The sequence below is a fragment of the Streptomyces sp. P9-2B-2 genome (assembly GCF_030406865.1).
GTDB lineage: Bacteria > Actinomycetota > Actinomycetes > Streptomycetales > Streptomycetaceae > Streptomyces > Streptomyces platensis.
Genome location: NZ_CP129126.1, coordinates 307,359 through 332,388 on the forward strand (window position 1 = coordinate 307,359; position 25,030 = coordinate 332,388).

General features: G+C 68.6%; 20 protein-coding genes and 2 pseudogenes. 10 read left to right on the forward strand and 12 right to left on the reverse strand.

Annotated elements, in window-relative coordinates:
• Window positions 1–202: 202 nt before the first annotated feature.
• The 4 genes from QT196_RS01460 to QT196_RS01475 all read right to left on the reverse strand — a co-directional run bounded on the left by QT196_RS01460 (window position 203) and on the right by QT196_RS01475 (window position 3,118).
• Complete coding sequence (locus QT196_RS01460; protein ID WP_266735515.1) at window positions 203–961, reverse strand: STAS/SEC14 domain-containing protein; 759 nt, start codon at window positions 959–961, stop codon at window positions 203–205.
• A gap of 341 nt (window positions 962–1,302) precedes the next feature.
• On the reverse strand, window positions 1,303–1,722 hold the full coding sequence (locus QT196_RS01465) for a CBS domain-containing protein (RefSeq protein ID WP_266735513.1): 420 nt from the start codon (window positions 1,720–1,722) through the stop codon (window positions 1,303–1,305).
• Between the two features lie 367 nt (window positions 1,723–2,089).
• Window positions 2,090–2,569, reverse strand: coding sequence for an Hsp20/alpha crystallin family protein (locus QT196_RS01470; protein ID WP_266735511.1), 480 nt, complete (start codon window positions 2,567–2,569; stop codon window positions 2,090–2,092).
• A gap of 333 nt (window positions 2,570–2,902) precedes the next feature.
• Window positions 2,903–3,118: a DUF1918 domain-containing protein gene (locus QT196_RS01475; RefSeq protein WP_168483488.1), complete on the reverse strand. Its 216-nt coding sequence runs from the start codon at window positions 3,116–3,118 to the stop codon at window positions 2,903–2,905.
• Between the two features lie 629 nt (window positions 3,119–3,747).
• Here QT196_RS01475 and QT196_RS01480 point away from each other — a divergent pair.
• Window positions 3,748–3,942, forward strand: coding sequence for a hypothetical protein (locus QT196_RS01480; protein ID WP_168476839.1), 195 nt, complete (start codon window positions 3,748–3,750; stop codon window positions 3,940–3,942).
• 354 nt (window positions 3,943–4,296) lie between these two features.
• Here the strand turns inward: QT196_RS01480 and QT196_RS01485 are convergent, their stop codons facing one another.
• Together QT196_RS01485 and QT196_RS01490 are read right to left on the reverse strand one after the other, a co-directional pair.
• Window positions 4,297–4,443 carry a hypothetical protein gene (locus tag QT196_RS01485; protein ID WP_248000963.1) on the reverse strand — a complete coding sequence of 49 codons (147 nt, stop codon included), beginning with the start codon at window positions 4,441–4,443 and terminating at the stop codon, window positions 4,297–4,299.
• Between the two features lie 77 nt (window positions 4,444–4,520).
• Window positions 4,521–7,319, reverse strand: a complete 2,799-nt coding sequence (locus QT196_RS01490; RefSeq protein ID WP_168476841.1) for a cation-transporting P-type ATPase — start codon at window positions 7,317–7,319, stop codon at window positions 4,521–4,523.
• 369 nt (window positions 7,320–7,688) lie between these two features.
• On the opposite strand from QT196_RS01490, the gene QT196_RS01495 reads away from it, so the two are divergent.
• The 4 genes and pseudogenes from QT196_RS01495 to QT196_RS01510 all read left to right on the forward strand — a co-directional run bounded on the left by QT196_RS01495 (window position 7,689) and on the right by QT196_RS01510 (window position 12,173).
• Window positions 7,689–8,579: a universal stress protein gene (locus QT196_RS01495; protein WP_348772207.1), complete on the forward strand. Its 891-nt coding sequence runs from the start codon at window positions 7,689–7,691 to the stop codon at window positions 8,577–8,579.
• A 332-nt stretch (window positions 8,580–8,911) separates the two neighbouring features.
• A pseudogene (locus QT196_RS01500) lies at window positions 8,912–9,785 on the forward strand (universal stress protein).
• A 668-nt stretch (window positions 9,786–10,453) separates the two neighbouring features.
• A complete protein-coding gene (locus QT196_RS01505; protein WP_290354154.1) occupies window positions 10,454–10,927 on the forward strand; it encodes a YbhN family protein in 474 nt (157 codons plus the stop codon).
• Between the two features lie 397 nt (window positions 10,928–11,324).
• Window positions 11,325–12,173: a slipin family protein gene (locus QT196_RS01510; RefSeq protein ID WP_168476845.1), complete on the forward strand. Its 849-nt coding sequence runs from the start codon at window positions 11,325–11,327 to the stop codon at window positions 12,171–12,173.
• Window positions 12,174–12,184: 11 nt separating this feature from the next.
• Here QT196_RS01510 and QT196_RS01515 read toward each other — a convergent pair whose 3' ends face one another.
• Window positions 12,185–13,177 (reverse strand): nitroreductase, encoded by a 993-nt coding sequence (locus QT196_RS01515; RefSeq protein WP_168476846.1) that lies wholly within the window; start codon window positions 13,175–13,177, stop codon window positions 12,185–12,187.
• Between the two features lie 228 nt (window positions 13,178–13,405).
• Between QT196_RS01515 and QT196_RS01520 the strand changes: the two genes are divergently transcribed.
• Together QT196_RS01520 and QT196_RS01525 are read left to right on the forward strand one after the other, a co-directional pair.
• On the forward strand, window positions 13,406–14,086 hold the full coding sequence (locus QT196_RS01520; protein ID WP_266735497.1) for a CBS domain-containing protein: 681 nt from the start codon (window positions 13,406–13,408) through the stop codon (window positions 14,084–14,086).
• On the forward strand, window positions 14,083–14,952 hold the full coding sequence (locus tag QT196_RS01525) for a universal stress protein (protein WP_168476850.1): 870 nt from the start codon (window positions 14,083–14,085) through the stop codon (window positions 14,950–14,952). The genes QT196_RS01520 and QT196_RS01525 overlap by 4 nt, the downstream gene beginning before the upstream one ends.
• Window positions 14,953–15,036: 84 nt before the next feature.
• On the opposite strand, the gene QT196_RS01530 is transcribed toward QT196_RS01525, so the two are convergent.
• Complete coding sequence (locus QT196_RS01530; RefSeq protein ID WP_168476852.1) at window positions 15,037–16,485, reverse strand: MBL fold metallo-hydrolase; 1,449 nt, start codon at window positions 16,483–16,485, stop codon at window positions 15,037–15,039.
• Window positions 16,486–16,667: 182 nt separating this feature from the next.
• Between QT196_RS01530 and QT196_RS01535 the strand changes: the two genes are divergently transcribed.
• Both QT196_RS01535 and QT196_RS01540 read left to right on the forward strand, forming a co-directional pair.
• Window positions 16,668–17,714, forward strand: a complete 1,047-nt coding sequence (locus QT196_RS01535) for a zinc-dependent alcohol dehydrogenase family protein (RefSeq protein ID WP_290354155.1) — start codon at window positions 16,668–16,670, stop codon at window positions 17,712–17,714.
• 73 nt (window positions 17,715–17,787) lie between these two features.
• Window positions 17,788–18,495 (forward strand): pyridoxamine 5'-phosphate oxidase family protein, encoded by a 708-nt coding sequence (locus tag QT196_RS01540; protein ID WP_168476856.1) that lies wholly within the window; start codon window positions 17,788–17,790, stop codon window positions 18,493–18,495.
• 105 nt (window positions 18,496–18,600) lie between these two features.
• On the opposite strand, the gene QT196_RS01545 is transcribed toward QT196_RS01540, so the two are convergent.
• The 3 genes from QT196_RS01545 to QT196_RS01555 form a co-directional block, all read right to left on the reverse strand.
• On the reverse strand, window positions 18,601–19,476 hold the full coding sequence (locus QT196_RS01545; protein WP_211117261.1) for a universal stress protein: 876 nt from the start codon (window positions 19,474–19,476) through the stop codon (window positions 18,601–18,603).
• A 179-nt stretch (window positions 19,477–19,655) separates the two neighbouring features.
• Complete coding sequence (locus QT196_RS01550; protein WP_168476860.1) at window positions 19,656–20,117, reverse strand: cyclic nucleotide-binding domain-containing protein; 462 nt, start codon at window positions 20,115–20,117, stop codon at window positions 19,656–19,658.
• Between the two features lie 147 nt (window positions 20,118–20,264).
• Window positions 20,265–22,703, reverse strand: coding sequence for a cation-transporting P-type ATPase (locus tag QT196_RS01555; protein WP_266735489.1), 2,439 nt, complete (start codon window positions 22,701–22,703; stop codon window positions 20,265–20,267).
• A 311-nt stretch (window positions 22,704–23,014) separates the two neighbouring features.
• Between QT196_RS01555 and QT196_RS01560 the strand changes: the two are divergent.
• Window positions 23,015–23,200, forward strand: a pseudogene (locus QT196_RS01560) (DUF1918 domain-containing protein); the annotation flags it as partial.
• A gap of 519 nt (window positions 23,201–23,719) precedes the next feature.
• Here QT196_RS01560 and QT196_RS01565 read toward each other — a convergent pair.
• Entirely contained in the window at window positions 23,720–24,772 is a 1,053-nt protein-coding gene (locus QT196_RS01565) for a hypothetical protein (RefSeq protein WP_290356595.1), read from the reverse strand.
• Between the last annotated feature and the right edge of the window lie 258 nt (window positions 24,773–25,030).

The following is a 25,030-nucleotide window of genomic DNA, read 5'->3' on the forward strand; positions in this document are numbered from 1 at the left end:
TCGCCATACGGCACCTATACGGCCACCGCCTCACAGGCAGACGGACCGGGTGAGGGATGGCCACGTACGAGGCGCACAGCGTGACCGGTACTCAGCGAAGGCGCCGCGGCAGGAGCAGTGAAGGCGCCCCGAATCAGGCCCGATGCCCGCCCATGTCCGGCGCCCCGTTGAGAACGCGCCACCGGCCGCTGCGTCAAACCGCTTAGGCCGGGTGCTGACTTGTAGGGTTTGCCGCCCATGCAATGGCATCGCCGAGTTCGTCGTATCCGAACCGCCGCACTTCGGCCTGGATGAAATGGTTCGCAAGGTGAGGCACCAGACCGGCGAGCTTACTGTCGGCCGCCAGCGCGACCCTCCTAACCTTCCGATGATGATCACGGACGAAACGCACATGGCGAAGCATGCTTCCGACGTTCTCCCAGCCGGGAAACTCGCGAGCATGGAACACGACGCCGGCCAACTCGGTGTGCGTTTCCAGCCAGCTGTCCGCAGTGAGCGCCAGGGCATCGAAGTCCTGTGCACGCAGAGGTTTTTCGACCTCGACGACTAGGACCTGGGACTCAGGCAGGAGATGGTGGGAAGCACCGGGACCTTCGGGCAGCGAGGCCAGCCAGCCAAGAGCCTCCTTGCGCTCCCGGCTGCCGAAGACCCGCACCGGACAGGGCATCAGAAAGCTCATGAGCCGAGTCGATTCACGGATCCAGCCGATGTCACTGACGATCGCGCAGCCCTCGAACAGGTGCATGGAACGCATCCCGACCTTGAGGTCCTCCCAGCCGGCCCCCGGGGTGAACGACCGGAACTCGGGGCCGAACTCGTACAGGAGTCGGAGACGGCGCCCTTCTCTGCGCGCGCTATCGACCAACGGCTCGATCACCGCCTCGTAGTCGTTCTTCGATACGGCGCCCACCGCTTTCACTGCATCAACGTCAGCGGGCACGTCGTCGAGTCTCTCAAGCATTCCGTTCCTCTCTCAGCACCTGCGATCGTCCGGACCGGCATCTGCTCGGCCTGGTGCGGCCGACGGACGATTGCCCAGCCCTCCAGCAGGAGGGCCCTCCCCTGACCTTGATCACCAAGGCCGGAGCACGATGAAGATCATCGGGCGGGTCACTTCTGATGTTCCATCAGAGAGACAGCATGCAGCCGTAGTCGAGAACAGGTTCATGGAACAGCGCCGTCCCCACGCACGAGAGAGTCTCCGGGAGACGAACTCGTCGTCTCCCACACCGTCACGGAACGAGTTGTCCACGCCGTCCTCCCAAGGCAGCCATCTGCCCCGGCCAAGGGTGCGGCGAGTGGTCAATGGGTCGCGCAGACCACCTCGACGAAGTGGCCTACCTGTTCTTCCGGTAGGCGCCGAGCAAGGTCCGCCTCGCTGATCATGCCAACCAGCCGATGATTGTCGATGACCGGCAACCGCCGGATCTTGTGCTCCTCCATGGCCTGGAGAACTCGGTCCGTGTCGGCCTCGGCATCGATCGTGATCGGCTTGCCCTGTTCGAGCTGGCCCGCGGTCATGGTCTTCGGGTTCTTGCCCTTGGCCAGACACTTCACCACGATGTCCCGGTCGGTGATGATGCCGTGGAGCCGGTCGTCCGGCCCACAGATCGGGAGAGCTCCGACGTCCAGCTCGCTCATACGGCGCGCTGCGTCCTCCAGCGTTTCGCTCTCCTCGACGCAGGTGGCACCGCTGTGCATGATCTCCCGTGCAGTGGTCATGGCCGTCTCCTTCAAGCCTCGTGATCTGCGCGGGGAGCCCCTTGAAGCAGGAACCGCCCCGACTGGTACTCCCTACAGCCAGTGTGGAATCTTCGGATCCCGGATGCATGCCGGGGAAGAGGCCAGGCGGTGCCCTGCTCGCGTTGGACATGCCGGTAGCAGCCGGGCATGCAGACACGACGCACGCCGTCCGCAGCGCCGTCACCGGGCGAGCGGTGCGTGACCGCAGGCGCTATCCGCCACCTCGTGTGGACCCGGCAGCCCAACCGTCCGCCTGCACGGACCGAGGACGGCCAGTAGTCGGACGGCCCTCCGCGACAAGGGGCCGTCCGCAATCGCCCACCCCAACGGCTGGTGCCGGCCGGCCTCAAGTGATATCGATGTGCCGGGGCTTCGCGGCCTGTGCCTTGGGGACCGTCACAGTCAGCACCCCGTCCGTCAGGGCCGCCTTGACCTGCTCGGCCTTCACGTCGGCGGGCAGCAGGGACCGGTACTCGAAGCGGCCTGTTCGGCGGGTGGTACGGCGCAGCACACCCTCGCGCTCACTTTCCTTGCACTCGCCGGTGATACACAGCTCCCGGTCGCTGGCCTCGACGTCGATATCGTCACGCTTCACGCCGGGCAGCTCCGCCTCGATGATGTAGGCATCATCCGTCTCGTGCATGTCAGCCAGCGGCGCCCAGTGTGTCGCTGCACTCAGCGTGGGAATTGCCCCGGCGGACTCAAGCAGACGACTCATCCGCTCGTACAGGTCATCGATCTCCGAGGTGAGGGGTTCGCCCCAGTGCAGGGATGGCATGGCACGCTCCAGCAGGCTGCCGGGCCGGTGTCGCACAGGCATGTTCATCGCGGTTCACCTCCGCGGAACGACTGCATTCGGGATGCTTCCATGCTGCGCGCCCGAACCACACTCCGCGACTCAGCTCAGCCCCCCGTCGTACCGGACTTTAAAGTAGTTATCCGAACAGCTTGCGCACCCGGATCGTGCGAATTCGCCGTTTCGGCGCTGGGTGCAGCGGTAGATGTCCGCCGGGGCGACTACCGGCCGCGGCACGCTCCTCGGCCCGCTCGCTCCCGCGCCCCACCGTGGCCTCCTCCTGGCCGCTGACCGTGTCATTCCACGTCTCAGCCGGTTTCGGCCGGTGCGACGTTCTCGGCGTCTTCCTCCGCCCCATCGGCGCTATACCGTGTGCTCGTGCTTGCCCGCAGGCGCGGTATGACTGTCGATCACGCAGCCGGCGCCGGGGAATATCTCTGTTTCACGGCCGTTGTCGTAGCGCACCCGGTAGGGCGGCTCCCCCTTGGGTCCGAGAACTTCCACAACTACGGCCCGGTGCTCCGGCGTTCCCACAGCCCGTCCAGTGAACCGCAGTACATCACCCGTCTGTGCCCGCATCACCGCTCACGCCTTCCCTGTGCTCGGCCGGTTCTTGCACGAACCGTTCGGTCCCTGCTTCCAGTGTGCGACTGCTGCCCACAGATGCATGGCGGTCTTGAGCGGGGAGTCCATTCACGGCTGTCCCTGGCTGGTCACCTCCAGTATTGGAGAGCCGACGACCGGCCATTGCTTTAGGTCCGGCGGCCGGCAGCCCGGCCTGCTGGGCGCGAGGCGAGCCTGCACGCGCATGGTGAACACGTGGATCAGCTTCCGAGCCCCACCACTCACGCTGAATGGTGAACCACAGTGGGGTCCCTCGTCCGGGTCAGGGCCCTGGGCAGCTTGCCCCAGGTAGCTGCCCCTGTCGGTCCCTCGGGGCCGGTTCGGCCGGCCCCGCGCCGGGAAGTCGCCCGGAGCAGCCTTCGGGGTATGAGCGGGCGGCCCCTGAGTGTGACGACGGCCTTCTGACCGGCGCGCCTGGCCAGAGGACCGGACCGGCCTTCGGGGGTGGTGCGAGAGAGGCCCGCTCCACCCATCGGCCGCCAAAAAGGGCCATTGGGCCCACGCAAGTGAGGCAACTGGCCCGAGCGTTCCGAGCAGCCCCGATGGGAGTGTGGTGGGAGCACCCCGCAAGGAAGGTGACAGAGATGATCAACAAGTTGCTTCACCTTCTGCGTCGTTCCCGGGGCGACGAGCCGGAGATCCCTCCTGACGAGGCCGAGCGTGTCTACACCGCCGCGCTATTGCAGGGCTTGATCGAGCAGCGCGAGTACCAGTTGTCACTGGAAGTGTTGGCTCGGGTGGATGCCGTTGAGAAGCCCCTCGAAACACCCGGGTCCTGACCCGGCGCATGCGTTTCCGCCGCCGTGGCGCACCTGCTGTATGGACCTGGAACAGGGGCCCGTCGACCGAACTGCGATCGCAGCAGACCGTGGCTCTCAACCTCAGCCGGTGCGGGAGGTGCTCGTCATGCCGACGAGGGTCGGCGTGGAAGAAGCAGCGTCAACTATGTTCCATTCGGCAGCCACGTCACCATGCGCCAGCCCCGTACTTGCACCGGGTACGGTCGGAGACCTCCCAGGTGGCGGTGGCCACGACAGGCAGCTCACCCCAGCTCACCCAACTGCCCAGTGACGAACCCGAACCCCTTGCAAACTCCCGGGCGGACTGAGCGTGCGGCGAGTCGTCCGAGGCTCTTACCCCTTCGGTGATCTCCCGTTGAGCGCGGTGGTGGTTCCGAACTGGACTTCCAGGGACTTCTCCCAGATGTACTCGCGCCCGGGCTCCGACATGCCGGCGAAGAACGCGAGCAGTGCCGCACCGGGCCCGGACGAGTCGTACACCCCTGGAGACGTGCGGACTTGGAGCGGGATGTGGTGTTGACGCAGGTCCTCGCGGCCGGGACCGCGGCCACTCTGAACTACTCATTTCTGCGAGCACGGAGCGGCGCTTCCGGGCCAGGGCCATGCGATCCCGGCTGCGGACGCCGTCGGCTCGCGGTGTGGTGTCGCAGCAGCCAGCGGCGGAGTTCATCGGCTCCCCACACGATGAAGGGGAACGGGAGGGTGAGGGCAAGCATGCCAGGGGTGAGGGCGGCGGTGCCCAGCAGGTTCTGGAAGACCGGGGTGTAGATGAAGACGGCGGCCAGAGCCAGTTCGAAGACGATGCCCCACAGCAGTAGGGGATTGGTCCACACACCGATCGAGCGCAGTGAGGCGTGTTCGGTGCGAGCGGCGAAGGCGGTGCCGATTTGCCCGGTGAGCATGCCGAGGAACGTCATGGTGGTGGCCTGCTGGTAGGCATGGTGCAGGGGTTGTCCCGGTCCGGTGGGGTCGCCGGGGTGCCAGCCTGCGTGGAGCAGGACGGCGAAGAAGCCGGCCATGGCGAGGGCGGCGCCGATCACGCCGAGGAACAGCCAGGCGCGCAGCAGCATCGGGGCGCGGATGATGCCTTCGGAGCGGGGGCGTGGAGGTCTGCGCATCAGTCCGGGTTCGGCGGGCTCGCGTCCCAGTGCCAGGGCGGGCAGGGTCTCGGTGCCGATGTCGAAGGCGAGCAGTTGCAGCACTGTCAGGGGCAACGGGACAGCGCCGCCGGCCACCGCAAAGACCAGGAAGGGAGTGACCTCGGGGGTGGTGTGGGCGAAGATGTAGCAGATGAACTTGCGGATGTTGTCATAGATCCGGCGTCCGGCTTGGATGGCGGCGGTGATGGTGGCGAAGTTGTCGTCGGTGAGCACCATGGTGGATGCCTCGCGGGCTACGTCGGTGCCGGTGCAGCCCATGGCGACGCCAATGTCGGCACGCCGCAGTGCGGGGGCGTCGTTGACACCGTCGCCGGTCATGGCGACCACGTGATTTTCGGCGCGCAGAGCATCGGTGATCCGCAGTTTGGTCTCGGGTGAGCTGCGGGCGAAGATCAGCTCTCGATGCGCGAGCAGCAGCTCGTCGAGCTGCTGCTCGGTCATCCGGTCGGTTTCCTCGCCGGTGACCACCGTCGGGTGCTTACCTGCGATGCCGAGCTGGTGGGCGATGGCAGCAGCGGTCAGCGCGTGGTCGCCGGTGATCACGATGATCCGGATGCCCGCGGTATGGCAGTCGGCTACGGCTGCGGCCACCTGTGGGCGTGGTGGGTCGAGCATCGCGACCAGGCCCAGCAGAGTCAGCTCGTGTTCGGCCGCCTCACGGCGTTCGGGCAGCGGCTGCCCGGCCTGGAGGCGCCGTTCAGCGACGGCGAGCACGCGCAGCCCCTGCCGCGCGTAGGCGTCCACCCTCTCTTCGACGTCGCGGCGGTCCTCGGTGCTCAGTGGGCAGGGGCGGCTCTGCGGGTCCGCGATCATGGTGCAGCGCGGGATGACGGCCTCTGGGGCTCCCTTGGTGTCCACCCACACGCTGCCGTCGCGTTCGTCCAGGGTCGACATCAGCTTGAGCACCGGTTCGAAGTGGAATTGGCGACGCCGGCGTCGGTCGCGATCCGTCGTGGTGGGGCCGTGGCCGAGCCGGGCAGCCCCTTCCAGCAGCGCTATCTCGGTGGGGTCGCCGATCGCGCCGCCTTCGGCGTCAGGTTGGGCGTTGGTGCAGGCGGCCATCGCCAGGGCGAGATCGCGCAGCACTGCATCGCCCGGCACGCCTGAAGGCGTGCCGTCCAGACGGTGTTCCCCCGCAGCGGTCCACACGGTGCTGACCTGCATGTGGTTCTCGGTGAGGGTGCCCGTCTTGTCGGTGCAGATCACGTCGGTGGAACCGAGAGTCTCCACTGCGCTCAGCCGCTTGACCACGGCACCGCGCCGCACCAGGCCGCGTACGCCCAGTGCCAGTGCCAGGGTGATGACCGGCAGCAGTCCTTCGGGGACGTTGCCCACCAGCAGGCCGACCGCGAACACCACCGCGTTCTTGATCGACAGGCCGGCCCCGAATGTCGCGAGCGGGAGGAAGGCAAGGCCGGTGAGCAACGCGATCAGTGCGATCAGCCAGGCCACCCGGCGAACCTGGGCCTCCAGCGGGCTCTCCTCACGCTCGACCCGCTCGGACAGGGCGGCGATCCGGCCCAGCTCGGTGTGCATGCCGGTGGCGAACACCACCGCACGCGCCTCGCCCTCGGTGCAGGTCGTCCCACTGAACACCAGGTCACGGGCGTGCAACAGCGGGACACGGGTATCCAGCAGGTCCGCCGACCGGTAGGCCGGCATTGACTCCCCGGTGAGGGCGGACAGGTCTACCTCAATGCCGCCGTCCATCAGGCGGGCATCCGCGGAGATCCGGTCCCCCTCCTCGATCACCAGCACGTCGCCGGGCACCAAAGTGCTGGCCTCAATCTCGCGCACCTGGCCCTCGCGCACCGCCTTGGCCTGCACCGGAAGATACGCGGCCAGCGCCTCCACGGCCCGCTCGGCCTGCATTTCCTGGACGAACGCAAACGCCGCATTGACGATGACCACCACCACGACCGCCACAGCCACCGCGGCGATCCCGGCCACCCACGCCAGCCCGGCCGCCGCCCACAGCAGCAGCGCCAACGGATGCGTGATCTGCTTCGCCAGCTCCCGCGGCCACCGCCGCCCGCCCCGCCGACGCAACTCGTTCGGACCGTAATGAACAAGCCGCCGCGATGCCTCCCGCGCCGAAAGTCCCTGCCGGGAGCTGCGCAGGTCCCGCAGCAGCCAGTCCACCCGCTCAGTGGGATCCAGCCCCGGTCGGTCCTGCTGCCCCTCGGGCGCGGTCATTGGCCTCCCCACGTCCCTGGTGGTTGAGCGCCTGGCCGTCCACGGCACCATCCTGTGCCCGGGTGGCTCTTCCCTCTCCAATTCTGCGTCGCCGATGCGGTCCTCGCCTCCGGCCCCCATCGGCGCAATCCACCCGACAGCACGGGACAGGAGCCGTCCGGCCCTTTCTCCCCGCCAGCCGGCCGAGTCGAGGAGGGCCGGATCGAGTGGCTCGCCGCGCGCCCTCATTGTCGCCAGCATCCGGACCGGTTTGGGCCGGTCGGCTCGCGAAAGGGCTCTGCGGCCCATCAGCGTGGCCGTCACACCGGGCGACTGTGGAAACGAACGTGGAACCGCGCCGATCAGAGGAGGTGCGAGATGCCCCGCCCTGTGGCCGTCGGGCTGGACGGCTCGCCAGAGAGTCTCGCCGCCGCGGACTGGGGTGCGCGGGAGGCGTTGCGCAGGGATCTGCCGCTGCGCCTCGTCCAGGTCTGGGAGTGGCAGCCGTACGCGCACGCACCGCTTGTGGGGATGGACGCCCCTCGGCTGTGGTCCGAGCACCAGCCACGTGACGCCGCCGCAAAATTGCGCAATCGCTATCCGGACCTGGATGTCACCGCGGACCATTTCACGGGCCCACCCTCAGAAGTGCTGTGCGATGTGGCAGCGGAATCCGAGCTGCTGGCCATCGGCTCCGCGGGGGTTGGCGGTCTGGCAGGTTTCCTCATCGGTTCCGTCGCCTTGGCGACGGTCGCACACATTGAACAGCCGGTCGTCCTCGTGCGCGGCGGGACGACGGCCGACGACGACCACCTGCCCACCGTGGACGGGCAGCCGCCGTTGGCGATGGCTTTCCGCCCGGTGGTGCTCGGCCTGGATCTGAGCCGGCCCAGCGACGACGTGATCAGATTCGCCTGTGAAACCGCTGCGCTCCGGGGGGCTCCGCTACGGGTGATCCACGGCTGGAACCCGCCGGTCTACTTTGCCTACGGTGTGGCCGTGGATCCGAGCTGGCAGGCCGACATGGGGGCACAGGAATCCGACGCACTGCGGACCGCACTTCGGCCGTGGCGGGAGAAGTATCCCGGTATTGACGTGATCGAGCATTCTGTGGTCGGTCGGCCGGCGCATCATCTGGTGGAGGCCGGAGGCGATGCGGGGCTCCTCGTCATCGGCCGGCGATCCCACCGCTCGGGGGCTAAGTATCCCCACATCGGGCATGTCGCACACGCCGTCCTGCACCACTGCCCGGCCCCGGTAGCGGTCGTCCCGCACACGTGACAGCGCCTCCACCGACGTCCGGCACCCGGGGGTCAGCGTACGGCGGCCGGAGCGGACAGCTGCGGATCGGTGTGCCCGACTCGGAGGAATCACCGATCCGCTCGGCACTGGGCAACCGGGCGGCTGCCCTCGCACCGGGAGAGACCTGCACACTGCTGCTGCCGGGAGTTGATCCGACCAGTGTGCCATCACCAGACGCATGCCCCTCCGCGCCTGGCCGAGCCCTGCCGCTCGTCACGGTCGTCGCACGGCTCCTACGCATGGTGACGGTCTGGACAGGCGGACACACCCGCACCGTCCTTCCAGCTGCGTATGAGACGGAGGCAGCCGCCATGGAGCGAGTCCTCACCATGGGCCTCGATGGCTCACCTGAGAGCCTTGCCGCCGCCCATTGGTCCGCCGACGAGGCCGAGCGGCGCAAGCTCACGCTGTGCCTGCTGCATGCGTGGCCCCAACTGGTGCCGGAACCGACCCACATCCCCGCGGAGGTGGATCAGAACTACTGGGCGAGGCGACTCGTGCACAACGCGCGCGCGGAGCTCCAGGAGCGTCACCCGGGCCTTTCCATTGCCTGCAACCTGGTCGCCGACGACGCCCAGGACGCGCTGCTTCAAGCGGCATCGAAGTCCGAGATGCTCGTGCTCGGCTCGCGGGGGCTGGAGCCCTCCGAGAGCTATTTCATGGGCGACATCAGCATGCCCGTCGTGGCGCGAGCCGAGCGGCCGGTGGTCCTGGTACGTGCTGCCTCACGCGAGGATGGGCCTCGCCCGCTTCCGGAATGGCAGGCGGCGTAGTGGTGGCGCTGAAACTGCACGGTCCGTACGACGACCTGCTCGCATTCGCCTTCGTCTCCGCCGCAGCGCGGGGCGTGCGCGTTCGGGCTGTCCATGGCCGAAGCGTGCCGCTGCATGCGGACGTTTCCTGGGGCGTGGACCACGCCGGCGCCGAAGAGATCACGCAGGACGCGCAGAAGCACCTGGGCCAGGCCCTCACGCCCTGGCGCGAGAAGTTTCCGGACGTGGTGGTGGTTGACACCACCCGTCTCGAAAGCCCGGCCAGGACGTCGTACGGGCTGCCGAGGGCGCTGAGCTTCTGGTCGTCGGCCGGCGCAAGCGCCGTGCCGCCCTGGCACAACGCCTGGGCCCCGTAGCCCAAGCCGCCATCCATCACGCGCGCTGCCCTGTCGCCGTCGTGCCCCATGGCTGAGCTGAGCCATCACATGGAGCCGCAGCCTACGGGAGCGCCGCGGGCTTCACCTTGAGCGTTGCCATCCGTCTTCGGGGTGGGGGACGGCGATGACCGGGCACTGCGCGTGGTGAAGCACGCCCTGGCTGACCGAGACGATGACGGTCTGCGCCACGGCCGGGGGGCCGGGGCCGTGAACAGCGGCGGGGCCGAGACACGCCCCCTCGCCAGGCCGGGCTGGGCATGGTGGCTGGGTGCCGCCATGCTCGTAGCCGCCGCAGTCCTGGTCGCCCTCTCCCGGCGGCACGAGCTGGTGGAGACCTACCATCTCGTGGCGCGAGTGCGCCTGCCCGAACTGGCCGTCGCCATGGGGCGCGAGGCAGTGTCCATCGTGTGCTTCGCCGCCGTGCAGTGCTGGCTCCTGCGGGTCGGCGGTGTGACCTGGAGCATGAGGCGTATGACGGCCATCGCCACGGCCGCCAACGCCGTGGCGGGCGCGCTGCCCGGCGGAGCAGCCTTCGCGGCCGCCTGGGCCTTCCGGCAACTGCGCCGTCGGGGCGTGGAACAGGTGCTCGCCGCAGTGCTGGTAGTCGCTGGTGCGCTGGCAGCGCTCAGCCTGTTCATCCTCCTCGTGGTCGGTGCACTCGCGGCCGGATCGACCGGCCCAGGCGCCGTCGTGCGCCCCCGCGGTGGGCGTGCTGGTGCTTGCCCTCGGGACCGGCCTGGTGGTCTTCGGCCTGTCCCGCTTAGCGGGCTTCCGCCACGTGGTGCGGCGCACCTGGACAGGGGCGGCCGAACGGTCCAGGAGGATCCGGCAAGCACAGGAGGCACTGGCCACCTGGTCGACCAGGCCCGTACTCAACTGGGGATTCGACGCCGCATGCCTGGCGAGTTGCCTGTGGGCGCTGAGTATCGGCGTGCCCTGGCATGGGCTGCTGCTCGCGTACACACTCACACAGTTCACCGGCAGCCTGCACCTGACCCCAGGGAACCTGGTCGTCGTCGAGGTGAGCCTGTCCGCGCTGCTCATCGCATACGGCCTGCAACCCGAGCAGGCGATCGCTGCGACCCTTCTCTACCGGATCATCAGCTACTGGGCGCTGCAGCCGATCGGCTGGGCGAGCTGGACAGGAGTGACTCTGAACGCCGCCGGGTTCTCTTGAATTCGGCGGAACAGGGCGGGCGGTAACGCAGACCGGCCCGACGCCCCTCGGCGGATGGGTCAGGAACGGCTGACGCCGCACCAGCTTCGAGCCGCTGCCGTCCCCGCGGCGAATGGCAGCCTCACCCGATGCACAGACGGGAATGACTTGTGCCCGTCGTCATGACGATCAGGTCGCCCCGTGGGCCGGTCGGCCGCCGGGTGGACCGTCGTGGGGGCCGACCGGCCCCTGCTTTCCTCGGCGATGGGCGTGAAGCTGGGCGTGAGGCACCGCCTACGGCTCAGCCGTGCTCCCGGCCTGGCCAGCATGGTCCGGGGAGAGAGGAGTCCCGCCGGCCCTCTAACCGGTGCACCGCAGGCCACCGCTGCGATCGCGGGGCCTTATCGAGGAGCGTCACATGGGACTTCTGATCCTTGTCCTGATCATCGCCGTCGTGCTGGCAGTGATAATCCTGGCCATGGCCATCAAGGTGGTCAGGCAGTACGAGAGAGGGGTCCTGTTCCGGTTCGGCAAACTCGTCGGGACACGTTCTCCGGGACTGCGGTTGATCATCCCGTTCGTCGACGTGCTGCACCGGGTATCGCTGCGTATCGTCACGCAGCCGATCCAGTCCCAGGGCATCATCACCCAGGACAACGTCAGCGTCGATGTCTCGGCCGTCGCCTACTTCAGGGTCGTCGACGCGGTCAAATCAGTGATCGCCATCGAGAACATCGACACGGCTATCAACCAGATTGCGCAGACCACGCTGCGCAAGGTCGTCGGCAAGCACTCACTGGACGAAACCCTCTCGGAGACCGACCGCATCAACCTCGACATCCGCGAGATTCTCGACAGCACGACCACTGAATGGGGCGTCGAGGTCACCCTGGTGGAGCTGAAGGACATCCAGTTGCCGGAGACCATGAAGCGGGCCATGGCCCGGCAGGCCGAAGCGGAGCGGGAGAAGCGAGCCAAGGTCATCAGCGCACAGGGCGAGTCGCTCGCCGCGGCTGCGCTTGGCGATGCTTCGGACACGATGATGGAGCACCCACTGGCCCTGCAACTGCGCAATCTTCAGAGCCTGGTGGAGATCGGCGTGGACAAGAACTCCACCGTCGTCTTCCCGGCGCCGCTCATGAGCACCATCGGCGAACTCGGCTCCTTCCTCGCCAGGGAAAAGGGCGCGGCCGAGGCAGCCGTGCCCGCCGACCTCGTAAAGAAGCTCCCCAGCACGGCACCGGACGGAACGGGCAGTAGCGGATGACCACTCCCCAGTCACGGTTTGATCGTCAACACCTGATCGACCGGGCGTCGCGGGGTGCTGGGGCCCATTGGGCCGTACCCCAGGCGCAGGATCATGTGCACATAACCGGTGCCGGACTGCGGGTCGCGCAGGATCCATCGCAGGTCCGGCCATTCGACGGGCTGCGTCGCGAAGGAGCTGGCGAGCCCTTGGAGGGTGGCCAGGAGCAGGACACGCTCCAATGCCTGGCCGGCGCGTAGCCAGTCGGCCGGGGTGTCGCCCATGGTGCTGAGCGCTGCCAGTTGGGGGCGTTTCTCGAAGTCGGCGTAGGCGCGGTCGGGCACGGTGCCCCGGCCGGCGAAGTCCCTGAGAGGTGCTGAGCCGGTGCGCTTGCGGGGTCCGAAGGCGTAGTCCGGGATGCCGTCGTCGACGGCTGGTTCGGCCGCGGTGTCGTGGGTCCAGCGGCGCTGTTCGGCATTGCGGCCGTCGTCCATCCGGTTGTAGCCCTCAGCATGCATGATCAGGTCCAGCACGGTCTCACGGTGCGGGGTGGTGAGGAAGCTCAGCTGTGCTCCTTCTCGGGCCGCGGTCTCGGCGAGAGTGGCGCGGATGTTCTCCGGGATCTGGCGGTCCGTGAAGGGGGAGCGGCTGGTGTGGCGGTCGCGGATGGCGGGATGGAGGCCGGGGAGGGACTCGTCCATGCGCTCATGAGGGTCGTCCAGCCGCACGGCGGCCAGGAGTGCCGGGGCGTGCGGGTCGGGGAGGAGGGTCGTTGAGGTGCGATGCCCGGCGTGAGATGCGGCCACTCGCAGGTTCAGCAGCGCGGCGCCGCAGCCCAGGTGCAGGGCCCGGGTCGTGGGGTCGGCGTGCGGCATCGCGCGCTCGAGGTCGGCGGAGAGGGTGAACGTACGGCTGCTGCGGGCGTAGCTGAAGTGCCAGGGCTGGGCGTTGTGCATGGACGGCGCGGTGACGGCGTCGGCGACGAGGGTCTTCACCAGCGTGTCGTCGAGGGTCTGGGTGTACACCGGGGCCTCCCGGGCGGGGCGGACGGTGGGTCGGTGGGCTTCTTCAGCGTGGTGGGGCCGATCTGGTCGCGTCAGGGGCCATAGGTCCCTTGCCGCAGGCCACTCGGGCCTTTCGGGCCTGCCGGACGGTCGATGGGGCCGAGTGGCTCATGCCGGGACGGCCCCTGCTGCGGCCACGCTGGAGAAGTGGGGGCAATGCGTCGTCAGCCACGGTGAAAGGAGCCGGAGATGGAGCACCGCACGATAGGTGAGCTCATGACGAGGCAGGTCGTGAGCGTCGAGCTCGATACGCCGTTCAAGGACATCGCGCAGATCCTCGCGGACAACGCGGTGAGTGCCGTGCCGGTACTCGACAGCCTCGGCAGGCCGGCTGGGATCGTCTCGGAGGCCGACCTGTTGCGGAAGGCGGCTGACCAGTCCGATCTCTCCGGCAGGACGCCGTTGCCCCACCTTGAGGCTTGGGAGCGGGCCCGGGCCGAGGGGCGCACCGCCGGCGAGCTCATGTCCGCTCCGGCGGTCTGCGCTCATCCGGATTGGACCGTGGTGGAGGCGGCACGGCTGATGGAGGTGCAGAACGTGAAGCGTCTGCCCGTGGTCGATGAGACGGAGACGCTGCTGGGCATCGTCAGCCGCAGCGATTTGCTGCGGGTCTTCCTCCGCCAGGACAAGGCGATCCAGGAGGAGATCTCGCGGGAGATCATCGGGCGCACCGCCCGTCTCGGCGCAGCAGGCGTGGCCGCCGACGTCGCCCAGGGGCAGGTGGTACTGCACGGCTCCGTGGACGAGCCTCTCCTGATCCCCGTTCTTGTCCGCATGTGTGCCAGCGTCGACGGCGTCGTCTCGGTCTCCGAAGACCTGAAGCCGGCCATGGCCGCCGGCTCGGCCGAAGGGAGCGGAGCACCGTCATGAAGGACCTCATCACGGTCGGTCTGGACGGCACTCTCCAGTCCCTGTCCGCCGCGCTGTGGGCCGCGCGGGAGGCGGAGCTGCGCAAGGCTCGGCTGCGCCTTCTGCACGCCTGGAGCCTGCTGGTCCCGGAGCCAACCGGCGCACTGTATGAGGAGGCTGAAGAGAACAACTGGCCGCACCGGATCATCGATGAGGCTCAGGCAGCAGTGGCATCGTCCCACCCGGACCTTCCTGTGGACGTGAGCCTGGTCCGCGGAGACCCGTTGGACGCCCTGGCCAAGGCGGCTGGCCAGTCGGACCTGCTGGTTCTCGGATCGCGAGGCCTGGGCGCCGCCGCGCGCTTCACTCTGGGTGAGCTCGGCCTGGAACTGGTGACCCGCACCGCCGTCCCGACGATTCTTGTCCGTGCCCAGCAGGACACCCCGGCCCGTATCGGAAGCGGCAATGTGACGCTCGGAGTCAGTCTGCACGCCGCCTGCGACGGGCTGCTGGCCTTCGCCTTCGAAACCGCCGCCCGCCGGGCCATCGCGCTGCGCGCCGTACACGGCAGACACCTGTCTGCCTACGCCTACAACCGCGGCGGAGGCGTGGACCGGACCGCTGCCGAGGAATCGGCTCAGATCGCACGAGACGAGTTGGCCGCGGCATTGCGCCCGTGGAGGGCGAAGTTCCCGGACGTGCACGTCGAAGAGCAGGTGATATTGGAGAGTCCGGCGCCGGCACTTCTGCACGGCACCGCGAACGCAGAATTGCTGATCGTCGGCCGTCGGCACAGAGGCCGCCTGTTGCCCCCTCGCATCGGCCACGTCGTACAGGCAGCCGTGCACCACGCCCCGTGTCCGGTAGCTATCGTCCCCCACGACTGATCCCGTCGCACAGCACGCTGCAGTTCCAGGTGGGGATGCGCCGTGGAGTGCGGTGCGGATTGCCTCGTGGACTCCGTCGGATGCTCATCCACGTACCAGTACATGCTCTCCGGAACGGGGAACCACGGCGGTCCACCCCAACACGTGGTCAATCCGGTCCCTGAGGGCGGCCGCCGCGTCGGGCTCGCCGTGCACGAGATAGGTGACCTGCGGCGGTGACGCGGTACGCAGCCAGTCCAGAAGCTGTCGCCGGTCGGCGTGTGCGGAGAAATGCGGCACATCGGCGACTTCGGCGCGCACCGGCACGTACTCGCCGAACATCTTCAGGGCACGTGCACCGTCGACCAGGTCCCGTGAGCGGGTCCCCTGGGCCGCGAACCCGACGATCACCACGGCATTGCGCGGATCCGGCAGTCGTTTACGCAGGTGGTGCAGGACTCGGCCGCCTGTAGCCATGCCGGACGCGGAGACGATGACAGCGGGCCCGGGGGTGTGATTGATAGCGATCGACTCCTGCACCGACCGGGCGGCAAGGAAAGGCTCGGGTGCCAGGGCTGCGCTGCCGGCCGTACGCACTTCGGGCCGCAGCTCCGGAGCTTGCGTCCGGATCGCCTCCGTGTAGACATCCAGTGCAGCCAGTGCCATCGGGCTGTCCACGAAGACCGGGACCGAGGCGGGCAGTCTGCCGCTCGCACGCAGTGCGGCCAGTTCGTGCAGCACCATCTCGGTACGGTCGATCGCGAACGCCGGGATGACCACCGAGCCACCCCGTTGGAGAGTGCGTGCCAGCACGTCAGCGAAGATCTCACGCCCCCGTTCTCCCTGGTGGCGACGGTTGCCATAGGTGGACTCCAGCAGGAGGACGTCTGCGCCCGAGAACGGTTGAGGCGGGCGTAGCAGTGGGTGTCCCGGACGTCCGAGGTCACCGCTGACGGCCAGCGTGTGCCCGTCCTCCAGCGTGAGGCGTGCCCAGGAGGAGCCGAGAATGTGGCCGGCGCGGTGCAGGCTGAGCTGCGTGCCCGGGGCAATCTCTGTCTCCTCCCCGATCTCTTCGTGGAAGGGCACCGAGGCAAAGAGGCTCATCGTGCGCTCGGCGTCTTCGCTGGTGTACAGAGGGCTGGCGGGGCGGTGCTTCGACCAGCCGTGCTCGTTGGCGTGTGCGGCTTGTTCTTCCTGCAGGCGCGCGCTGTCGCGCAGCACTATCCCGGCGAGCCGCGCCGTATTGGCCGTCGCGAAGATGGGCCCGCGGAAGCCATGGCGGACGAGTCTTGGCAGGTAGCCGCAGTGGTCGAGATGGGCGTGCGTCAGCACCACGGCGTGCACGGTGTCCGCGTCGCACGGCAACCGGCGCCAGTTGCGGCGCCGCAGTTCGGAGATTCCCTGGAACAGTCCGCAATCCACCAGTACCCGGGCATGGTCGCTCTCGACAAGGAATTTGCTGCCCGTGACCGTGCCGACCCCGCCGAGAAACGTCAGCAGAGCCGGTCGCAACCGAGGGGGCGGAGCGACGGGTGGCGGGGCACCGGCATCCATGGCGAAACCTCCTGCCGCTGAGGGCACGGTGCATCGCCTTCAACGGTCACACGCTCGGCGCCTGGGCAGATGGGGCCGATACACCCCGCGCGGGGGCCGACCGGCCCATGCGCCGGGCATGCGCTCAGCCCGAGGCTGGGCACGAAGGCAACTCACCTGCCTCGTGCATGGAGATGCGCATCATGAAGGCACTCGTCTATCACGGGCCCGGCCAGTCCTCCTGGGACCAGGTTCCGGATCCTGAAATAAAGGACGCGGGTGACGCCGTCGTCCGCGTCGACGCCGTCACCATCTGCGGTACGGACCTGCACATTCTCAAAGGGGATGTGCCCGACGTGGCGCCGGGGACGGTGCTGGGGCACGAGGCCGTCGGCGAGATCGTGGAGATCGGCGAGGACGTACGGACCGTCCGCCCCGGTGACCGGGTGCTGGTGTCGTGCATCTGTGCCTGCGGGCGCTGCCGCTTCTGCGAGGAGGCCCGGTACGGCCAGTGCCTGGGCGGCGGCGGCTGGGTTCTCGGGCACCTGATCGACGGGACCCAGGCCGAATACGTACGTGTCCCGTTCGCCGACCTCTCCGTCCATCCACTGCCGCATTCCGTGGCGAGCAACGACGCGGTCATGCTGGCCGACATCTTCCCCACGGCTTATGAGGTGGGGGTCTTGAACGGAGCCGTCCGGCCGGGAGACACCGTCGCCGTGATCGGTGCGGGACCCATAGGGCTGGCTGCCATCGTCACGGCGCGGCTCCTCACCCCCGCCCGGATCATCGCCGTCGACCTGGCCGAGTCCCGTCTACAGGCGGCTCGTCGGCTGGGAGCGGACGCAATCGTAGAGGCCTCGGAGGCGCCCGAAGACCTGATTTCGGACCTCACCGACGGGTTCGGCGCCGATGTCGCCATCGAGGCAGTAGGGGTGCCGGAGAGCTTCGAGCTGTGCACCCGCGTTGTACGTTCCGGCGGCCATGTCGCGAACATCGGCGTCCACGGCAAGGCGGCGACGCTGCACCTCGAAGATCTGTGGATCAGGGACGTGACGATCACCACCGGGCTCGTGGACACCCGCACGACCCCCGTGCTGCTGCGGATGGCGTCAGCTGGACGGCTCGACCTGTCGTCACTGGTTACCCACACCTTCCCCCTCGAAGGTATGGAAGAGGCCTACGACATCTTCTCCACCCCGGCCGACAGCGGCGCGCTCAAGGTCGTCCTGAACAGCCCTGACCCATGACCGAACGGGCCGCGGCCCTCGGCGAACCGGCCGGAACGCCGCTGACACCGCTCGACGAAGGGATGTGTACGCGATGACGAACAAGGAGCCCGACCCCCGCTCGGAGCCGGTCCGGACCCGCAGTGACCTTGGGCGGCGCGCCGCGCTGCGCCGGCAGCAGCTGGGGCTGACCCGCGAGGAGGTCGCGGCTCGTGCCGCTGCCTCGCCCGGCTTTCTCCAGTACGTGGAGGAGAGCGCTGCCGATCCTGGCATCGGATTCTTGCTACGCCTTGCCAGTGCGCTGGATACGACCGTGGCCGAGCTTGCAGGAGGGACGATGGAGCTGCCGGCGGGCTTCGGTAAGGCCGCGGCGCATCCCGAGGTACTCGTGCTCAGCCCCGCCGAGTGCCGGGAACGGCTCTCCACCCACGGCGTGGGCAGGGTTGCGGTGACCGTTGACGATGCACCCGCGGTCTTCCCCGTGAACTACACCGTCGCCGACGAGTTGATCGCCTACCGCACCGCTCCGGAAGCCGGCCCCGCCGCGGCGGCCGGCCAGGAGGTCGCGATGGAGGTCGATCACATCGACGACGCATTCAGCCAGGGCTGGAGCGTCCTGGTCGTCGGGCGCGCCCATGTGGTCACCAACTCCTACGAGTCCCGCCGACTGGAGGAACACGCGCACACCGGCCCTTGGGTGGGCGACGGCCGTCACCAATGGATCGCCATCCACCCGACGCGGATCACCGGCCGGCGCATCCGTGTCATGGGCTCGCATGCGCCATCGACAACCACCTCATGATGACGAGAAGTTGCGAACTGGGGACACCACCACGACACGTCCGACGGTGCACTGGACCTCCGACAGTGCACCGCGCGGACGCGTCCGACGGTGCACTCGCGTCGTTCACGCCGACTGCGGCACGACCGCCACGGGGCACTCCGCGTGGTGCAGAGCGGTGTGCGCCACACGCCCCAGTTGGAGCCCCAGATGGCTGTCACGATGGTGTGCTCCGATCACCAGCAGATCCGCGGCGGCGGAGCGTTGCAGCAGCACCTTGTGGGCCGGGCCCTCAACCGTGAAGCGCCGTACCCGCACCGTCGGAAACTCACCGGCCGTCTCCTCCAGCGCCTCGTCCAGCACGTCCGATGCCCGGCCTTCGTGGTAGCGCTCCGGGTCTCCGGCGAGCAGCGGGTGGTCGGTGGTCTCGTGCGCGGGGCAGCGCCAGGCGCGGACGGCATCGAGGGTGCAGCCACAGGCTGCTGCTTCCCGGAAGGCGAACCGGACGGCTTCCGAGCCTTTGGCAGAGTCGCCGACGCCGAGCAGGATGCGCTCATGTGTCCCGGCGAGTCCCGCCTTGTCTCCACGTACGACGATCACGGGGCAACGGGCCCGGCCTGCGACGGCCAGTCCGACCGATCCCAGCAACAGGCCGGTGAAGGCGCCGCGACCGCGCGAGCCGACGATCACCGCGGTCACATGGTCGGACTCACGCAGCAGTACGGATTCCGGGTCGTCCCCCAGGACCTGTGTGGAGACGTTGACGTCCGCGTTGCGCAGGTGGGCACGTTCGACCGCGGTCCCGACGATGTTGTCTGCGAGTACTTCCCCGGCAGGGCGCTTCAAGCTCAGCCCGAGCACCGCGTCCTCATAACGCTCCCATCGGGAGGCGTACACCAGACGCAGCGGCACTTCATGGAGGGCGGCCTCGTCCACCGCCCAGTCGAGCGCCAGGAAGCCCGCATCCGATCCGTCCACACCGACGACCAGGGGGCGCACCATCGTCCCCACCGCCTTTCCCGCATCAGCGAAGAAGTGCCCTTTCCGTCACCTTTGCATCGTCTGTCATCGGGGAGCAGGGCCGGGTGGAGTCAGTCGGTTGGGTCGCTCGGCTCTCCTTGAAGCAGCCGTCGGGACACTCAGTGTCCCCGACATATGAGGGGTGCGTCGCCTGGCTTCCTTCACGAGGGAGCCGGCATGGTGCTTGCTCCGGGCCCACACATATCGACGAGACGAAGCCGTGTGGCCTGGAGGCGGCGAGCGACCACATCGAGGACGCGACGGGTCACTGCCAGTCCGAGGACCGGATCCGCCTCACACAGGGCACGTACCGCCGTCGCATCGAACTCGTACGCCCGGACGGGGGTGAATGCCTCCGCTCCCATACGCCAGGTATACGGCGGCACCACCCATGACCAGCCCACCAGGTCGCCATGGCCCAGCATGTCGACGACCGTCCGTCCCCCGCTCGATACCTGGATGTCGAGATTCACCGAACCGGTGCGGATGATCCAGAACCGGTCGGCGAGCCCGCGTTCCTCAAAGATCCGCGTCCCTGCCGGAAACGACACCTCATGGGCGAGCCGCATCAGGCGTTCGCGCCCGTCGACTGGAAGTGCATTGAGCATTGGCGTGGTGGTCATGACGGTTTCTCCCGGATCTCCGCCGACGACGTGCGACAGCCGGCTTTGCACAAGCCGGACACCACCAGAGTGCACACGCGGTCAGTGTTCGGTGCAGGGGCTGTTCGGCGCGCTGCGGTGGGCCGAAGGGCCCCAGGGCAGGAGAGCTCACCGGGACGGTCGGCAGCCACGTCGGTCGACGGGAGCTGCTCGGAAAAATCTGCTCTGGACTCGCATCGCCAGATAGCCCCAGCACACAGACGCAAGGCCGAGAGCCAGATCGGGCCAGGCCAACGGCTCGGTTCCGAGCAGTGACCTCAAGGGTGGCAGGAGAATGCCGGCCATCTGAAGAGCCAGGGCAACCGCCACCGCAGCCAGCAGGAAGGGATTGGCAAGGCTGCGCGGGCGGCTTCGCGACCCGAGGGCCACGCCGAGCTGCGTCGCGCCGAGCACGAGGAAGACCAGGGACTGCCAGGGGCGTCCGGTCTGCTGTGCCCAGACGCCCACTGCCAGGGTGCCCACCGTGACCACGACCCCCATCGCGAGGATGCGAGGCCATAGCCCCGCCCCGAGAACGCTCTGCTCAGGAGGGCGCGCCGGACGCCGCATGATGCCTGACTCGACCGGCTCGGCGCCCAGGGCCACTCCGGGCAGCCCATGAGTGAGCAGATTGATCCACAGGATCTGTGCGGGGAGCAGGGGCAGCGCCAGGCTCATGAACGGTCCGATCAGCATGACGAGGATTTCCGCGGTCCCGCCGGCCAACGCGTACAGCAGGTAGCGACGGACGTTGGCGTAGATACGGCGGCCTTCTTCCACGGCCGATACGACGGTGGCGAGGTTGTCATCGGCGAGGACAAGGTCCGCTGCCTGGCGTGCCACTTCGGTTCCGCGCCGCCCCATGGCCACGCCGATGTCGGCCTGACGCAAGGCGGGGCCGTCGTTGACGCCGTCGCCCGTCATAGCCACCACATGCCCGGCGGCATGCCACGCCCGGATGATGTCCAGCTTCTGTTCCGGGCTGGTGCGTGCATATACCCGAGAGCCGGTCAACGGCCCGCTGTTCCCCTCACGAAGACGTTCCCCGGTGGTGACCTGGTCGGTGCCGGCCACGATGCCCAGACGCCTCGCGATGGCGGTGGCGGTGGCGGTCAAGGGGTGGTCCCCCGTGATGAGGAGCGGCGTGATGCCTGCCGCACGGCAGGTGGCGAGGGTAGCCCGGGACGCTTCACGAGGAGGATCGAGAATGCCGATGAGGCCGGCGAGGGACAGTTGCGTCTCCCAGCGCTCCTGTGGTGCGTCCTGCTCCGGTAGGTCGGCGGAGGCGAAGGCGAGAACGCGGTAGCCCTCGGCCGACCACTCGTCGGCAAGCGCCACGGCACTCTCGCGCAGTGCCGCGCCGGTGCTGAGTACCTCAGGCCGCAGCACGGCCTCGGGAGCGCCCTTGCAGACGACCCGCAAGCCACCGGCCGGGAGGCGGTGGATGGTCGTCATGCGCTTTCGGAGCCGGTCGAAGGGGACCTCCTGGATCCGCGTCAGCCGGTGGTCGATGGTGCCCTTGTCCAAGCCCAGACCCGCCGCCGCGGCCAGCAGTGCCGCTTCCGTCGGATCGCCCAACGCGCGCCATGTCGCATCCCCTCCGTCCGGGGGCTGCAGCGCCGCGTCGTTGCAAAGGACCGCGGCTTCCAGGAGCACCACGAGGTCGGAGGCCTCTTCGGACGAAACGGTGCGGCCCGCCCGTTCCAGGCAGTCGGCCGGCGCGTACCCGCTTCCCATGACGGTGGCCCGGCCCGTGGGAGTCCACAGCCGCTCGGCCAGCATGCGGCCTTCGGTGAGGGTGCCCGTCTTGTCGCTGGCGAGGACCGTGACGGAGCCGAGCGTCTCCACGGCGGGCAACCGCCGCACGATCGCATGCCGTTCAGCCATACGGCGTGCCCCGAGCGCGAGCGAGAGCATCACCGCGGCGGGCAGGGACTCGGGGACGGCCGCCACGGCCAAGCTGATGGCGGCCACGACCATCAGCTCCACCGGCTGGCCGCGCACCAGGCCGAGAGCGAGCACCACGGCGCACAGGGCCACCGTCACCACTGCCAGGAGTCGACCGAACGCCGCCAGACGCCGCTGCAGCGGTGTCGGTCCCGGCGCCCGGGTCACCATCGTGGCTATCCGGCCCAGGGTGCTGTCCCCGCCGGTGGCAGTGACCACCGCACGTCCGCGGCCACGAACGACAACCGATCCGGCCGCCACAAGCGGGCGCTGCGGATCCGCGCCGGTCTCCTTGGCGACCGGCGCGGATTCGCCGGTGAGCGATGATTCGTCGGCCAGCAGCCGCACCGCCTCCACCACTCTCGCGTCAGCGGGGACGATGTCCCCCTCGGCCAGGAGTATCAGATCGCCGGGTACGACGTCCGATGCCGCCACCGAGCGTTCTGCGCCGCCACGCAGGACCCTGGCCGCGGGGGCGCTCATCGCGGAGAGGGCCGCCACCGCGTGCTCCGCTTTGACCTCCTGGATGTACCCGGCCGTGGTGTTGACCGTAATGACCAGGAGGATGACGGCCGCGTCGGCCAGGTCGCCGGTGGCAAGGGTCAATGCGTTGTCACCCACACACGTAACGCCGTCGCCGGGCAGGCGCACACAACGGCGAGGAGGACTGCCCACTTCTCGCGGGCCCCGATTGCGCGGTGCGCGGTTTCGCTCCGCTGCTCCGCGTCTCCCTGTCCTCCTCGTCAGTTTCAGTAAAGCTCACACGCCCGCCCTGCACGAGATCCGGTCGGGCCTTGTCCATAGGCCGACCAGCCCTGATTTCGGCCGAGGACCATCCGGCCCCCGTCCCGGGCGCTTCGCCCCATACTCGGCCGCCCCTCTCCGTGGCACAGTCGGAACACGGGATGGGCGCGCGCAGAGGAGCGAGGACCGTGAAGGCACACATCGGTGACCAGCTCGTGGTAGAGAGTCCGACCACGGGGGCCACTCGGCGGGATGGAGAAATCATCGGACTGCACCACGAGGACGGCACTCCGCCCTACGACGTGCGCTGGTCGGACACCAACCATGTATCGGTCGTCTTTCCTGGGCCCGACGCGCACATCCGGCATCTCGAGCAGCCTCCGGGGGCTTCCGTGTCCGGTCCCGACCGGACGACGAAGGCTGGCAGGAGGGAAGCCGGCACCGCTTGAGTCCTGCCGTTCACTGGAAGGCCGACTGGACGTCCCGTTCCGTCGCTTGATGGGACACCAGGAGAACTTCGTCGCCGGGGCCCAGTCGCATGTCCGGTTCGGGGGCGGTGGGTTGCTCGTCGCGCACCACCGTGGCAGCACGACGTCCGACAGCGCAGCCCCCGCCGCACGGGACCGCGAGGTGAACACCTTCTCTATCACCTGGACGCCGGCCTTGCTCAGGCGCAGCAGCGCGACGGTGGCGGTGGCTCCGGTGGCGATGGACGCGAAGGAGTCGTCGAGCAGGACCATTTCCGCGGCTTTCCGTGCCACATCGGTGCCGGAGGCACCCATTTCTACTCCGATGTCCGTGTGCTTGAGGGCGTGCTGCGTCGTTCCCGGTGACGGCGACCACGTCGCCGCGCCGTTGCCGGGCGGTCACCACCCGCATCTTGTGTTCGGGGCTCACTCTGCAGAGCAACTGCTCGCCGGGGCGGGCAAGCAGGGCATCCAGGCCGGTTGCGGTACGGACACGGTGCGGTGTGCCATGGCCAGGACGCGCAGTCCTTGGGAGGCAAGTTCGTCGTTGGCCGCATCGACCGTCTTCCTGGTGGTTTCGTCGAGCGGCCGGCTGTGTCCCTGCCAGGCGATGTCGGTGCACCGCGCGAGGACCGCTTGAGGTGCCCCTTTGACGTGGACCTCGTAGCCGCCGGCCGGTGTGCCAATCACCGTACTCATCAGCTTCCGGTCGACATCGAAGGGATACTCCGCGGTGCGGGGCGCAACCGCCTCGTGCGCCACCGAGTCCATCCCCGCCTTGGCGGCCGCGACCAGCAGGGCCCCTCGGTGGTGTCCCCCAACACCCGCCAGTGCCCGCACCCCTGCGGCCGGAGAAGCCGCGCGTTGCTGCACAGGACGGCACCGAGCAGCAACTGCTGCACCCCGGCGGGATCCTGGACATCTCCCGACAGGTGCGTACCCCACGCCCGAAACGAGGTGCCTCCTGCCACCGGCCCAGATCCGCGCAACGGTCGTCTCCGCCTGAGTGAGGGTGCCGGTCTTGTCCGTGCAGACGACGGTGGTGGACCCGAGCGCCTCGACTACCAGGAGCTTCTTCACCAGGGCATGACTGCGTGCTATTCGGCGTACGCCGATCGCCAAGGACACCGACAGAGTGGCCGGAAGCCCTTCATGCACGAGCGCGACGATCACTCCGAGGACGGAGACGAAGGATCCCACCACCCCCTCCCCGCGGGCAGGCGCACGGCGAACAGCAGCCCACCGATCGCTGCGGCGGTGCCGGCCACCCGGCGGGCTATCGCGGCAACCTGGCGTTGCAACGGGGTCTTCTGACGCGAGGCTGCCGCGGCCAGTTTGAAGATGCGTCCGACGGGCCTGGAGCAGCGAGCCCGCGTCAACTGGTTCGGCCCTCCGGGATACGGGGGCACTCTCGCCCGTCAGCGCCGCGTTGTTCACCGTGACGTCATGGGCCTCGACCAGGCGGCAGCCCGCGGGCACGGCGTACCCGGATTCCAGCAGCACCACATCACCGGGAACAAGGTCTCCCCGATGTCCCGGGGGCGTCCCACCGCATAGATGACGAAGATGCCGGAGGCAGAGCCCTTGCCACTGAGGGTGCACGTCTGCATACGCACCGACATGACTGCCTAGAACCTCGCATCGTCGCTACTTGTGCTGCATGCGGCCTCAGTACCGCGTCATGCTCCCTCCTCGCCAGGGATGTTGCCGCCCCTCCAGACTCACCTTGACGCGAGG

Excerpts from the sequence above, each read along its gene's own strand:
- QT196_RS01530 (WP_168476852.1), bottom strand. The coding sequence starts at position 16,485 with ATGGATGCCGGTGCCCCGCCACCCGTCGCTCCGCCCCCTCGGTTGCGA.
- QT196_RS01465 (WP_266735513.1), bottom strand. The coding sequence starts at position 1,722 with ATGACCACTGCACGGGAGATCATGCACAGCGGTGCCACCTGCGTCGAG.
- QT196_RS01540 (WP_168476856.1), top strand. The coding sequence starts at position 17,788 with ATGACGAACAAGGAGCCCGACCCCCGCTCGGAGCCGGTCCGGACCCGC.
- QT196_RS01550 (WP_168476860.1), bottom strand. The coding sequence starts at position 20,117 with ATGACCACCACGCCAATGCTCAATGCACTTCCAGTCGACGGGCGCGAA.
- QT196_RS01535 (WP_290354155.1), top strand. The coding sequence starts at position 16,668 with ATGAAGGCACTCGTCTATCACGGGCCCGGCCAGTCCTCCTGGGACCAG.
- QT196_RS01460 (WP_266735515.1), bottom strand. The coding sequence starts at position 961 with ATGCTTGAGAGACTCGACGACGTGCCCGCTGACGTTGATGCAGTGAAA.
- QT196_RS01520 (WP_266735497.1), top strand. The coding sequence starts at position 13,406 with ATGGAGCACCGCACGATAGGTGAGCTCATGACGAGGCAGGTCGTGAGC.
- QT196_RS01470 (WP_266735511.1), bottom strand. The coding sequence starts at position 2,569 with ATGAACATGCCTGTGCGACACCGGCCCGGCAGCCTGCTGGAGCGTGCC.
- QT196_RS01545 (WP_211117261.1), bottom strand. The coding sequence starts at position 19,476 with ATGGTGCGCCCCCTGGTCGTCGGTGTGGACGGATCGGATGCGGGCTTC.
- QT196_RS01490 (WP_168476841.1), bottom strand. The coding sequence starts at position 7,319 with ATGACCGCGCCCGAGGGGCAGCAGGACCGACCGGGGCTGGATCCCACT.
- QT196_RS01480 (WP_168476839.1), top strand. The coding sequence starts at position 3,748 with ATGATCAACAAGTTGCTTCACCTTCTGCGTCGTTCCCGGGGCGACGAG.
- QT196_RS01525 (WP_168476850.1), top strand. The coding sequence starts at position 14,083 with ATGAAGGACCTCATCACGGTCGGTCTGGACGGCACTCTCCAGTCCCTG.
- QT196_RS01510 (WP_168476845.1), top strand. The coding sequence starts at position 11,325 with ATGGGACTTCTGATCCTTGTCCTGATCATCGCCGTCGTGCTGGCAGTG.
- QT196_RS01475 (WP_168483488.1), bottom strand. The coding sequence starts at position 3,118 with ATGCGGGCACAGACGGGTGATGTACTGCGGTTCACTGGACGGGCTGTG.